The organism is Paenibacillus sp. RS8, assembly GCF_041956825.1.
Lineage (GTDB): Bacteria > Bacillota > Bacilli > Paenibacillales > Paenibacillaceae > Paenibacillus_AQ.
Genome location: NZ_CP168131.1, coordinates 2,343,999 through 2,357,260 on the forward strand (window position 1 = coordinate 2,343,999; position 13,262 = coordinate 2,357,260).

Annotated in this window: 10 protein-coding genes; all 10 read left to right on the plus strand. The window is 42.3% G+C overall.

The window, feature by feature from the left end; translation table 11 throughout:
• The first annotated feature begins 263 nt into the window (after positions 1-263).
• A complete protein-coding gene (locus ACDZ28_RS11880) occupies positions 264-3,284 on the plus strand; it encodes a DUF4855 domain-containing protein (protein ID WP_375104751.1) in 3,021 nt (1,006 codons plus the stop codon).
• Between the two features lie 351 nt (positions 3,285-3,635).
• Positions 3,636-4,205 carry a hypothetical protein gene (locus ACDZ28_RS11885; protein WP_375104752.1) on the plus strand — a complete coding sequence of 190 codons (570 nt, stop codon included), beginning with the start codon at positions 3,636-3,638 and terminating at the stop codon, positions 4,203-4,205.
• Positions 4,206-4,680: 475 nt separating this feature from the next.
• On the plus strand, positions 4,681-4,830 hold the full coding sequence (scfA, locus tag ACDZ28_RS11890; RefSeq protein ID WP_076098734.1) for a six-cysteine ranthipeptide SCIFF: 150 nt from the start codon (positions 4,681-4,683) through the stop codon (positions 4,828-4,830).
• Positions 4,831-4,952: 122 nt separating this feature from the next.
• The gene (gene scfB, locus ACDZ28_RS11895; RefSeq protein WP_375104753.1) at positions 4,953-6,347 is read left to right on the plus strand and encodes a thioether cross-link-forming SCIFF peptide maturase; all 1,395 of its coding nucleotides are present in this window, start codon (positions 4,953-4,955) and stop codon (positions 6,345-6,347) included.
• A 192-nt stretch (positions 6,348-6,539) separates the two neighbouring features.
• Entirely contained in the window at positions 6,540-6,689 is a 150-nt protein-coding gene (locus tag ACDZ28_RS11900) for a hypothetical protein (protein ID WP_375104754.1), read from the plus strand.
• Positions 6,690-6,942: 253 nt separating this feature from the next.
• On the plus strand, positions 6,943-7,188 hold the full coding sequence (locus ACDZ28_RS11905) for a hypothetical protein (protein ID WP_375104755.1): 246 nt from the start codon (positions 6,943-6,945) through the stop codon (positions 7,186-7,188).
• A gap of 989 nt (positions 7,189-8,177) precedes the next feature.
• On the plus strand, positions 8,178-8,432 hold the full coding sequence (locus tag ACDZ28_RS11910; protein WP_375105341.1) for a helix-turn-helix domain-containing protein: 255 nt from the start codon (positions 8,178-8,180) through the stop codon (positions 8,430-8,432).
• A 9-nt stretch (positions 8,433-8,441) separates the two neighbouring features.
• Positions 8,442-9,044, plus strand: a complete 603-nt coding sequence (locus ACDZ28_RS11915; protein ID WP_375104756.1) for a DUF1819 family protein — start codon at positions 8,442-8,444, stop codon at positions 9,042-9,044.
• A gap of 1 nt (position 9,045) precedes the next feature.
• Positions 9,046-9,624: a DUF1788 domain-containing protein gene (locus ACDZ28_RS11920; RefSeq protein WP_375104757.1), complete on the plus strand. Its 579-nt coding sequence runs from the start codon at positions 9,046-9,048 to the stop codon at positions 9,622-9,624.
• Between the two features lie 3 nt (positions 9,625-9,627).
• On the plus strand, positions 9,628-13,248 hold the full coding sequence (gene brxC / locus ACDZ28_RS11925; protein ID WP_375104758.1) for a BREX system P-loop protein BrxC: 3,621 nt from the start codon (positions 9,628-9,630) through the stop codon (positions 13,246-13,248).
• Positions 13,249-13,262 lie beyond the last annotated feature (14 nt).

The following is a 13,262-nucleotide window of genomic DNA, read 5'->3' on the forward strand; positions in this document are numbered from 1 at the left end:
ACGCTATCTTTATACCTATAAAGACGCGACGTGAAGGCCTTCATGTCAACAAGTGTATACCCAATGTCATTAATTATCTATTTGAAAGAAAGGCCACTTTTCATAATGTTACTTTAAGGACATTGACATATGTTATTAGCTTCTATGACGTGTCGGAATCTCGGAAGGGAGGAAAGAGCATCGAGGTAAGCTGGAATGGAAGCGCATACCATTTAGGAGATTGATGTTTCTTGACTCGAGAATCAGAAGGGAGTTCGTACGATATGAAGAGGAGTAGACAATGGTTAGCTCTCGTCATGGTTGCGATCATGATCGTAACCATGATGCCGATCGCGCAAGCGGAAGAGGCGCTGCCGCCTACACAGACAGAGGGACAGACACCGGCGAACCCGCCGGGCGAAGCCGATCCGGTCGAGGTGACGAATCCATCAGACCTACCGGGAGCGGGTACGGAGGGTGTTATTGCGTCAGTGTATGGGGCGGTATATCACAATCTTGCAGCGGGCTTATCTTATGAGTGGTCGCAAGAGCCGGAAGTTTCCTATCCGGATGAAGGCAACACACTTACGGATGGTATATATGGGGCAAGCAATAGATCCGACGTAGCATGGGTTGGACATCATTTGGGTAAGACACGCGAAGTTGTGTTTGATTTGGGGGCGAAGAAATCCATCACGGGTATTAAAGTCAATTTCCTCGAAGATTGGCCAACGAACAATGTACTCGTGCCACTCACGGTATCGATGTACGTCTCCGATGACAAGGTGAACTGGGGACTGCTCAAAGACAATGCCACGCAGAAGCTGTGGAATGACGGCAAATACACGGAGACCTATGTGTGGGACGGCAGCAAGGACGGCATTAAAGCGATCGGCCCAGATGCGAAGATCGCCCATGCTCGCTATGTGAAAGTGACATTCACAATGCATACGCGTGCAATGACCTTCGTGGATGAGATTGAAATCCTCGGTGAAGACGGCAAAGTTGCCGGAGCCGTAACCGTTCCGACGCATAGGCCGAAATTCTTGGCGGCAGGCGAGGCGACAGCGGGTATCGAGCATCTTGGACTTTTGTATAACGGGCAATATGCGAATGACTTAGGCATCTGGACGAAAGAACGGATCATTCCGAATATTAGTTATGTCGATAAGGACGGCAAGATTAAGGATCGACTCTTCGACGGCGTCCTGTATCTTGGCATTAACTCTCCAAATCCAGGTCGTGATTTCGGCGGGCGGGCTTATATGGAAGATTGGAAATGGTATCTGGATAAAACCTTTGCGGTAGGCGGCGATATGGATGCGTTAAACGAAGCGGCTAAGGAAGTATCCGATGCGCTGAACGAGTCTGGCGTGAAGGAAAAGGTTGTCCTCATGATTCCGGATCCAGGTGAATCGATCACTAATTTCGGAGCTGTTGAACAAGGTGGAGAATCGCTGAACTTCAATGATTCCGTTGGCAAAGAGAAAGCCCTTGCGAACCGTGAAAAAGCAGTTCAATGGTGGCTGCAGCAAGTCAAATCGAGATGGGAAGCAAGAGGTTACGCTAACCTCGAGCTTGTAGGTATGTACTGGTTCGAAGAGCAAATCAGCACAAGCCAATCCGGACCGGATCTGATTCGTTCGGTGAGCAGCACCCTGCATGACATGCAAATTAGCGGCAAGGACCTGAAGTTCTTCTGGATTCCGCACTTCTTCGCTTATAAAGCATTCATGTGGAAGGATGTCGGCTTCGATGCGGTGACGATCCAACCTAACTACTTCTTCGAGCCAACGGATATCGAGCGCTTGGAGGATTCTGCGAATCTGGCAAAGCAGTATGGCATGTCCAATGAACTCGAGTTCGATGATCGGATGCTGACGGACGGCGTGTTCCGCGAGCGGTATATTGATTACTTGAACAGTGGTGCGAAGACTGGGCTCATGAAGGATGGCTTCAAATCGTATTATCAAGGCAACAATGCAGTCTATAACACTGCGGTAAGTAAAGATCCAGCGACACGCGTTCTTTACGACTGGCTGTATCAATTTGTTAAAGGAACGTATCAGGTCAATGAGGCTCCGCCTTCCGAGGTAGACGTGCAGATGAACGGCAATCCGTTCCAGAGCGGGATGAAGCTGCCCGATTCAGAATCTGTATCCTTTACATGGAAGCTTAGAACGGATGATGGTCTGACGAAAGTGACGGCGACGTATGACGGCAAGCTTTATACAGCGGGTACTCTTATTCCGCTTGCAGGCAAGCTTGGCAAACATGAGCTTAACATTACCGTTACCGCGGGGCGTATGGTGACAAAGTCATATGTTATCGAAGCAACGACGAATGCATCTGGTATGAAAGCGCTAGTCGACCGCTTCGAAAAAGCGAAGCAATTTACGAATTCTGCAACGGTGCGTTCTTTGAACAACTATTTGGAAATGATGATGCGCTATGAAGGGAACGATGCAGCGCAAGTCACCAAATATCTCCAAGGCTTTAACGCAAAGCTGGATGAATTCAAGAAGGCGGGTACGATAAAAGATGAGGCGTACAATACGCTGAAGGAAAGCGTCTATTACCTAATAGGCAATTTGGCGCAGAATAAAACGGTAGAAGCTTCGTCGACCGAAGGCAATAATGCGAATTATGCACCGGCTAAAGCCGTTGATGGATTCCCTGCTTCAAGATGGGCGAGTGAATACGTGGACAATACTTGGTTCCTGGTCGATCTCGATGAAGTGAAGGAAATGGATACGGTTCGAATCGATTGGGAATATGCTCGTGCCGATAAATACAAACTTCTTGTGTCGAACGATAAGCAGAACTGGATCAATGTCATGCCAAATGACGGAATTATTACCGCGCATGATGGCAAAGAAACGATTCAGTTCAACCCGGTCAAGGCAAGATACATGAAGTTACAAGGCATAAAAAGAGCAACCGATTACGGATATTCCATCTACGAGTTTGGTGTCTATAACCTCTCGGGCGCTGTAGACGTGAAGGGCATTGAGGGCATACAAGTAAAGGTTGACGAGGAAGCGAAAAAAGTAACGATTGATGGATTGCTGATGAATGGCGTCCTTACAAATGTGAAGTTGAAGGTGCTTGATCCGAAAGGCAAGGTTCAACTCGAAGATGAGACGAAGAGTACAGTCGCGGGAAGCTTCCAATTCACATTCAAACTTACGGGTAATTTAAAGGGAACCAATGAGGCGTATCTATCGACTGGTTATATGAGCGAGCCTGTAAAAGTGACCTTTGAATACTCAAAAGAAAACCCGGGTAAAGGTCACGATAAGTAATGGAGAAATAATTCATCCAAGCAGCAATACGACCCGCTCTGAAACTTCCTGTACTGGTTATAGAATTATCTGTCCGAGTAAGACTAATAACCGAAGTAAAAACGTTTGAGGCGTAACATAACAAGCCGATTAGGTGCCAGACCACGGGGTCTATACCTAATCGGCTTGTTTCTATGTAGACGTGACAAATAGAGAATTAGATGAATGGGAATTAGGAAAAAAACAAATATTTCAAGTTACCTCTGTTTTTATATCAAGATATGATTCAGGTTTTAGTGGGATTGTATTATGTATTGTATAATAGAACGACTGCCTGAGCAGGTATTTATAACATAAAACATAGGAGGATACATGTCCTGGAGCAAATTGAAGCAACAACTGGAGAGTTTTCTCTGTCCTGCGTTATACGGCAGGGTTGAATATCGCGCGAGCAGTTACCGTTATTTACCTGATAAATCAGGGGATTGTTATATTTCGGTAGATAAAAAGAACGTACTTAATATGAATGATAGAACTAGCTCAATTAGATGGTATCAGACGGAGCAGGAGATTAAGAATGATTCCGATCTTCAAATTCCTATTAACCATGAAGACATTGAAGCGGTTAGAAAAGATAGTAAGGGGATCATCCCGGAGGATCGGCTAATAGTCATTGCAAGAAGCAGAAAAATATCAGAAGTTGCAAAGGAGCTTTTGTCAGCACAGACATCATTAAGTAAATCGAACTTTATTGTTGTAGCTACTAAGTATTTATCTATTTCCATAGAGGAGAGCTTAGAAAGCGATGATATCTTATTGAATATTCTAGCTTTAGTGGACAGACGAGTTGGGAAAAAGCGAATTTTAAACATGAGCGAGAAGATGAAGTTAAAGCATCCAATTGTACAATATTTTTATGAACTAAGGCGTAGTACATTATAAAAATAAATAACTTCATTGAATATTCAAGAAACACTCCCTACAAAAATCCCTAATTCTACGCGACTTCTTCCCACCATAACAATAGCCATGATAATGAGAGGGATGTTCGCATAGGGTGCATATGGAATCGGAGAGTGTCGCTCTACTGGTAAGGAAGGATACAGTATGATGAATCCTTATATTTATTGGACTTTAAGGACAAGTATGAGAAAAAATGTTATTGAAGAGAGGGCATCATTGCCGTCTCTTTTTTGTTTCACTTTTTTAGCATTGCACTTACTCTGGTTCCCGCTACCGCATCCTATGATCACAAGCATGAACGACTGCACGAAAATTAACGTTGATGCTTATGTTTAACCTCTCTCTGCTCTGCTAGGTGACGGGAATCATAGACGTACTTACGTGATGTTGCTACGATGTTCCATGGAAATTAAGTGAAAGTGAACACAAGAAATTACAGAAGGAGTTATTTATCGTGAAAAGAATCGTAACACTGAGCACCCGCAAACTGATGGATACCGCAAAACACGGCGGATGCGGCGCATGCCAGACATCTTGCCAGTCCGCTTGTAAAACTTCCTGCGGCGTTGCAAACCAGAAGTGTGAAAATGCAATGAACAGATAGGATTCGGAATGTTACCGCCCATTGCTCTGCTGATGGGCGGCTATTTTTAAGAAATGGATACTATCCCTAAAGGATGGCAAAGCCGTTTCTACTTGTGTGCAAAAGGAGCTTGATTAGTAAGTATGATTCATCAATATAAACTAAACGGATACAATATTGTGCTCGATACCTATAGTGGCTCGGTGCATGTTGTTGATGACCTAGCATATGAAATTATAGCGGATTATGAGAAAGCTTCTGCCGAAAAAATCGTGACAACGCTGTTGGATAAATATAAAGATGATTCCAGCATTTCCGAGAGCGACATTCGAGAAACCATCGCGGATATCGAGGAACTTAAAAATGATGGACAGCTCTTTACAAAAGATGAGTATGAGAACCTCTCGCTCGATTTAAAAAAACGGAAAACTTATGTTAAGGCACTCTGCCTCAATGTTGCGCATACCTGTAATTTGTCATGCGACTATTGCTTCGCTAGCCAAGGGAAATACAACGGAGATAGGGCAATCATGAGCTATGAGGTTGGACAAAAAGCTATCGATTACCTGCTTGAAAATTCGGGTCATCATCGAAACCTGGACATCGACTTTTTCGGCGGGGAACCGCTTTTAGCTTGGAAAGTGGTTAAACAGATCGTAGCTTATGCAAGAAGTAAAGAACAAGAATACAAAAAGAAGTTCCGCTTCACCTTCACGACGAACGGGATGCTGCTGAACGATGAGGTCACCGAGTTTTTAAATCAGGAAATGTACAATGTCGTATTGAGTCTGGATGGAAGAAAAGAGGTTCATGACCGGCTGCGCCAAACGGTTAACGGAAAAGGCAGCTACGATCATATTGTTCCGAAGTTCAAGGAATTCGTTCGTAAGCGCGGGGACCAAGAGTACTATGTTCGAGGAACCTACACTCGTAACAATGTCGATTTCACCAACGATATATTTCATATCGCAGATCTTGGTTTTGACAAAATCTCGATGGAACCGGTCATCTGTGATCCAAAGGAGCCCTATGCACTTACCGAGGAGGACCTGCCGGAGATATACAACCAGTACGAAATTCTCGCCAAGGAAATGATCGGTCGCGGTGAACAAGGCAAGGGGTTTACCTTTTATCACTACATGCTTGACCTCTCAGAAGGGCCTTGCATCCAGAAGAGAATCACTGGCTGTGGTTCAGGAACGGAATATCTTGCCGTCACCCCTTGGGGAGAGCTTTTTCCTTGCCACCAGTTCGTAGGGGATGAAGAGTATAGCATGGGGAACCTCTGGGATGGCATCACAAAGCCTGAGCTGCAATGTCAATTCAAAGAGAGCAACTGCTACTCGAAGCCGGAATGCAAGGACTGCTGGGCTAAACTCTACTGCAGCGGTGGTTGTCCTGCCAATGCACTGCACGCGACGGGTTCTCTGGTCGGAACATATGACTTCAGCTGTGACGTCTTCCGTAAAAGAGTCGAATGTTCCATGATGGTGAAGGTGGATGAATCTATTAGAGCGATGGAAGGGCAATCTAGCTAGTTAACGTAACGGACGAATAAACTATAACCGAGAAAGACACTTTTAAATAAAGTGCCTTTCTCGGTTTTTTTGTATGAACTAGAGTCTTTAGTCGGTGGTGTAGGAAAGGAATTCAAGTCTAATCTGTTTAGTGGACAGAGAGGTTTTTTAATGCGAAAATCCCTGGTTTTCAAGTTAAATTAATAATAAATCTTGAAAGATGAATATTCATACACGTTGATCGATAATGACGATGTGATGTTCATAGTCACCCCGCCCCTTGCAGAGGCATGGAGTATGGTGCTCGGCAGCATGGTTCATGGCTGCACTGAGCTGGAACGACGAAAAAGAGGGTATGGATAAAGCACTGGTTCTGAATGGTGTGTGATGTTGGAGGATGTGATGAATCATCGGCTATAGCTACATGCGCTAGGTTGAGGCGACGGATCCATGAGTTGTCGTTGCATACGCCGCAGAATGGTATTGAGTTGTTGGAGTAGATTCCACTGCAAATCCCTTGTATTTGAAATATGTCATAGACTTCCTCGTCGAAGAGGAGAACGGTTTGTTGTTGAATTTAAGGCAGATGTGTATAAAAAGGGCTGCAAGTGTAAATTTGTCGGAAAGAGCTGGAGAGGGTGTTTGGGTTGAAGATGAAAGAGGGGGAAGTGGTGCAAGGTCATGTTTTGATCAGCTTCCCAACAGCAAGGATTGGGTTAAAGCTTTTTTCATGAATAACGATTCTGTATCAGCCTCTGTCTGCGTAGACCGCAGATTTAATTATACAGAAAAGAGTAGCCTTGGAGATCTGGATGGCGGTACGACACATGCTCAATATGGAATGGCAAAGTTAAATGATTAAATTGTTGCATTAGTAAATGAATAATTGTGCGCAGCTGTAACCATTATTTTCGATGTGTGGGGATTCGGCACATGGTTTGCGTAATCTTATCAACAGTTTGCGGATTAAAGGGAATCCTGTATACCTGATTTCAAGCATCCCTTTCGCTGTGGAAGGCAAAAGAAAGAGGGTGTATTTCTAAGAAGGTCTTAATTTTGTTATTGATTAGTTGAGCGGCATTTATCTGCTTGATCTGAAAAAAGTCATTCCATATGCGGTCATGACCGCAAAGGGGCAGACACTACTTGTTTTTTCAGGTTTTATGATGCGGTTATTCTCGATTTCTTCAGCATTTTTGTGAGCAAACTTGAAAAAGCAGATAGGGGAAGACTATATATTTTTTCGTTGTGATTTTTTTGGAATCTGAGCTGAGTGTCCAAACGGTGCCGAATATTAGAGATAGTTTGTATGATGTATTATAAAATGACCATATCTTACAATTCGTATATTGTTATAGTAGTAGATTCCGCCACGCTTCTTAACAATGCAGACCATGGTGGGCCTTTTATTTATTATGAAAACTAGGTTGATCTGAAGGCTTTTCCAGCATACAGATCAACTAATAATGCCTTAGTGCACATGGATTAATTCTTCAAACAACTATTCCTTGATAGAGGTAAAGGGTGTGATTTTGTTATCCTTTTGGAGGTTTTGTGTTCTGCTTATGTGGAATTGTGGAGTTGGAACGGATTTGATTTTCCAGTAATTAGGAATACATTTTTAAAAAAAGAATTCAGCTCCTTTGGATTTTTGGTAATTAGGTTTCTTTGTACAGGGCTTAGTTTATCTTGAGTATGCATAAATGCTGGATATAATCGTCATTGTTATCAAGCACTCTGATGTGTGAGTAATAATCGCAAGTTTCTATACATATTTAATACAAATATAAGAAATAATATGTTAAAGTGTTCTATAGGGAATTATAGATAGGTGTAATCGAGGTGTTCATGATGGAAGTGTGCTATAACAAGCTATTTAAGCTGCTAATTGACAAGAATATGAAGAAAACAGACTTGCGAAAAATGACTGGAATAAGCCCAAATACCTTAACGAAGCTCTCAAACAATGAGTTTGTTTCGATGGAGGTATTGGTAAAAGTATGTCGTACATTAGAATGTGACTTCGGGGATATCGTAGAGATGGTAATAAGTTCTGAACATGGAATGAGAAGTTCTTTTCAACAAAAACGAGAGAGTATTAGGTGAATGGAAGAGATGAAGAGAACAAAATATAGTGCAGGAATGGTGAAGCTTTCCTTCTGGTTTTCCGAGTTTCGTAAAGTAATTTACTTGATGAATAATGGGAATTCATTTGAAGAAATTAAAAGGATAAATATGGAGGAGAATATTTTTGCTGCTCCGTCGCAGGCAAGAGCTACTCAGATTTTCAATGCAATGGTCAATCGTGTAAAAGGCTTGGACCCATCCTTTTATCGTCTATTTGAACAAAGTGATGTTTCCACACAAAAGATTATTACGCTTATGGCAATTATGCAAACGGACAGTCTTTTCTTTGATTTTGTTTATGAGGTTTATCGGGAGAAACTAATTATGGGCAGCCAGGAGTTAGCCGATAGTGAGATCCGAATTTTCTTTAAGGACAAGCAGATACAAAGTGAAAAGGTTGCGAAATGGACGGACTATACCATAAAGAGGCTGAGTACTTGTTATAAAACACTGCTGATGGAATCCGGTTTAACAGATCGTGCAGTGGGCAATAGAAAAGTTTTGAAACCAATCTTGGACCAGAAACTGGTGGAATGTCTGAAGAACAATGGCATGGATTTAATGCTTCATGCCCTTACGGGGGTAAGGTGAAATGGCAAGCTTGGAAGAAAGATTGGACGAAGCGGAGCGAATGATTAGGACGCCGGGTTTTCGTCAAAACAAAGGTCTTGGAAACGAAGTTGGCTATTATGTGTTCGATTATCCAGCAGAGAAAGAACTTGTCGTAAGAGAACGGATCGAAGAGATGAAGAACAGGATTTCTAAAGCGCATGAAGGTTTTGAACTTGCAGTTTTTGATCTATATGACGTGATCATTGATTTATTAGAGCAGGAAGACTTTATGGAACAATGTTTCCAATTCGAGAAAAGAAAAGGTATGGTGCGAATTATCAATGCAGTTGGACGTTTATTGCAGATCAACGATGATGCAAGTGTCATTGTACAGTACATTCAGGAACGGACACCACAGAATGCTGTAGTGTTGCTGACTGGAATTGGGAAGTGCTACCCATTGCTGCGGTCGCACAAAATATTGAACAACCTGCATCAAGCGATTGATCGCGTACCAGTGGTGATGTTTTTTCCTGGTAAATATGATGGTCAGGAATTAGTTCTGTTTTCTGAAATCAAAGATGATAACTACTACAGAGCATTCAGGCTTGTAGATTGAGGAGTGTACGTATTGAATATACATGATATGTTCGCAAAACCGATTGATCGGGACATTAAAGGTGTTATCAAAGTGGGCCAGGGCGATGAAGTCAATATCAAGCAGGAGCTTGAAGAATATGTTGTCACGAGGGAACTACAAAATTACTTTGCGGACTTCTTTTCCAGCTACAGGAAAGGAATTAATGGTCATACCGATAAAATGGGTGTCTGGATTTCCGGTTTCTTTGGGAGTGGTAAGTCTCACTTTCTGAAGATTCTCTCCTACCTGCTTGACAATAAAGAAGTTGATGGAAAAAGGGCGCTTGATTATTTTATCGAGGATAACAAAATTAACGATAGTATGGTACTCGCAGATATGAAGCTGGCTGCCAGTGTCCCAACCGATGTGGTCCTCTTCAATATCGATTCCAAAAGTGAGATGACTGGTAAGAATTCTAAGGATGCTATCATATCTGTTTTTCTTAAAGTTTTTAATGAAATGATGGGTTTCTGTGGCTCCATTCCATTTCTTGCGGATCTGGAAAGGCAGCTTGCAGAAGAAGGTCGCTACGAGGAATTCAAAAGCTTATTTGCGCAGGATTTCGGTAAAGTCTGGGAAGATTCAAGGCACAAGTTCGATTTTATACAGGATAGTATCGTTGACGTGCTGAATGGAATGGATTTTATGAGTGAGGCTGCTGCTCGCAACTGGTGTGAAAGGGCCACTGAGCCTTACAATATTAGTATCGAGAATTTTGCGCGATTAGTGAAAGCCTACATAGATCGTCGGGGGAATAATCATCATGTTGTCTTCTTAGTGGATGAGATCGGTCAATACATTGGTGATGACTCCAGGTTGATGCTAAACTTGCAAACCGTAACTGAGGATTTAGGGACTGCTTGCCAGGGCAAGGTTTGGATTGTTGTGACCAGCCAACAGGATATTGACTCTATTACCCAGACGAAAGGCAATGACTTCTCCAAGATTCAGGGGCGGTTTGATACTCGCCTCTCCCTTTCCTCTGCCAATGTAGATGAGGTTATTAAGAAGAGAATTCTGGATAAAAATATAACAGCGGAGCAGACACTAAAATTACTATATGAACAGAAAGCTACGATTATAAAAAATCTGATTGTCTTCAATGACGGGGTTGAAAAGAAACTATATACAGACGAAAGTGATTTTGCCAACGTGTATCCTTTTGTTCCGTATCAGTTTAACTTGCTAGGAAGTGTTCTGACCTCCATTAGAACCCACGGTGCTTCAGGCAAACATCTCTCCGAGGGCGAACGTTCCATGATTGCGCTGTTTAAAGAATCTGCGGTGAAATTAATGGATCTTCCAGCTGGGACACTAGTTCCCTTCAACGTATTCTATGATGCCCTGCATCAGTTTTTGGATCATAGTCACAAAGGCGTTATTCTTAAGGCTGTTGACAATAATATCATCAACCCGGATAAGTTGAATGATTGTTTTGCTGTCAATGTCTTGAAAACGTTGTTTATGATTAAATACGTCAACGAAATCACCGCTAATATTGACAATATCACCAGTTTGATGATCTCCAGTCTGGATATGGATCGAATTGAATTGAAGAAGAATGTAGAAGAAGCTCTCAGAACGTTATCCAGTCAGACACTGATACAGAAGCATGGTGAAATTTATGTGTTTCTGACAGATGAGGAACAAGAAATCAATCGCGAAATTGACAGCCAGAATGTAGAGGTTACAGAGGTTGGAAATAAAGTTTCTGAACTAATTTTTGAAGATATTTTCATAGATAAAAAGTATCGGTATCCTGCATTAAATGGACGTTATAGCTTTGCCTTTAATCAAATTGTGGACAACCGTCCGTATAAGGGGAATCAAAATCACGATATCGGAGTAAGTATAATTACTCCAAATTCGGATTACGAATATGATGAAATTACTTTGCGTATGATGTCGGGGCAGGGAAAAGAAGTTCTAATTGTGCTTCCCGATGATTCGGCCTTTCTGGATGAAATCAGGAGAGCATTGAAGATAGAGAAGTATTTGCGGCTTACTACCTCCAGTACGTTGGCTAAGTTTGAGCAGATTAAAGAACAGAAAAATGTTGAAATGCGCGAAAGACAAGGCAATGCGAGACTGTTTTTGATCGAATCCATGAAGAATGCAAATATTTATGTGAATGGTGATAAGGCGGCAATTGGCTCAAAGGAAGTGTCGTCTAGAATCAACGATGCGCTAGGTCGCCTTGTGTCTACCGTCTATCATAAACTTACTTACATTAATGAGGGCATGGGGGAGGGCAATATCCGGGAACTGTTCAAGCCTTCTCATCAGTCCGTATTTGACCTAGGAGAGAATGCAGAACCTAATATTCATGCCTTGAATGATATGCTCCAATATATAGCCGGTAATTCCTCGCTGCATCAGAAGACTTCTATGAAGAGTCTTATGGATCGTTTCATGAAAGCTCCTTACGGCTTTGTTGAAGATGATGTGAAATGGCTCGTGGCCAAGCTCTTTAAAAATGGAGAAATCTCTTTTACCGTAAATGGAACTGGAGTGACTCTGCAGAATAAAACGGTTGAGGAAATCATTCGCTATATGACCAAGCGGGAATATGTCGAGAAGCTGCTGACCGAAAGAAGAGAGAAAGCCAGTGACAACCAGAAAAAGGTTGCTCGAGAGGTCATGAAAGAATTGTTTGGCACTTCTGGTGGAGTCGAGGATGAAGATGCTGTAATGAACAGTTTTAAGAATTACAGTCGCGACCTGATCAATGAACTGGAGAAGCTGGAAATCATGTATCACAGCAAGTCTCTGCCAGGACAGCGAGTAGTAACATCTGGAAAAAACCTGCTGCGGGCAATCGTTCAAATCCAATCACCAGTTGATTTCTTTAAGAAAATTTATGCCGAACGGGATGCTTATCTGGATTTTGCCGAAGACTATGATCCGGTTAAACTGTTCTTTAAAGGCGAGCAGAAAACTTTCTATGAAAAAGCTTTACGATCTATAGCAATATTTGAGGATAGCAAAACCTTTATCGTGAATGAAGAAATTGAGCAGGTTGTGAATGAGATGAAATTCATTCTAAAGAAGGATAAGCCGTATAGTGATATTTCGAAGCTACCGACACTGTTGAATGACTTCAATGAGTTGTACTCCAAGCTGTTGGATGAGCTGGAGGGCCCGGTAATCACGGCAATTGAAGATGCTCGGGAAAGGGTGTTTGCTGTTCTGGACAGCAAGGTCTATAAGGAGCAATTCATGCTCCGATTCCGCAGACTGTTTGACGAGATTGTGGATAAGGCCAGATCTTGTAGTAATGTCGCAACCTTGCAAAATGTTAAGGTTGAGGCAGATACTTTGAAAGTTCGGCTGCTTAATGAGCTGGATCGAAAAGATGAACAGCTTGTTCTTGAAGTAGTGAAGGAAAAACAGCAATCATACACTACAGATGAAAGTCAGAAGCAGGAGCATATACCACTGCCTAAGATCAAGAGAAGAAGAAATATTAGTATTAAGATGGTTAACCATTCTTCCTCCTGGCAGGTAGAAACACCGGAGGATGTGGATAAGTATATGGCTGTTCTAAGAGAACGAATTCTACAAGAGCTGGATGGGGATTCCATTATTAATATTGAATTCTAAAGGAGAAAGAAGCA

Coding starts and splice junctions, on each gene's coding strand:
- ACDZ28_RS11880 (WP_375104751.1), top strand. CDS start 264: ATGAAGAGGAGTAGACAATGGTTAGCTCTCGTCATGGTTGCGATCATG.
- ACDZ28_RS11885 (WP_375104752.1), top strand. CDS start 3,636: ATGTCCTGGAGCAAATTGAAGCAACAACTGGAGAGTTTTCTCTGTCCT.
- scfB (WP_375104753.1), top strand. CDS start 4,953: ATGATTCATCAATATAAACTAAACGGATACAATATTGTGCTCGATACC.
- ACDZ28_RS11910 (WP_375105341.1), top strand. CDS start 8,178: ATGGAAGTGTGCTATAACAAGCTATTTAAGCTGCTAATTGACAAGAAT.
- ACDZ28_RS11915 (WP_375104756.1), top strand. CDS start 8,442: ATGAAGAGAACAAAATATAGTGCAGGAATGGTGAAGCTTTCCTTCTGG.
- ACDZ28_RS11920 (WP_375104757.1), top strand. CDS start 9,046: ATGGCAAGCTTGGAAGAAAGATTGGACGAAGCGGAGCGAATGATTAGG.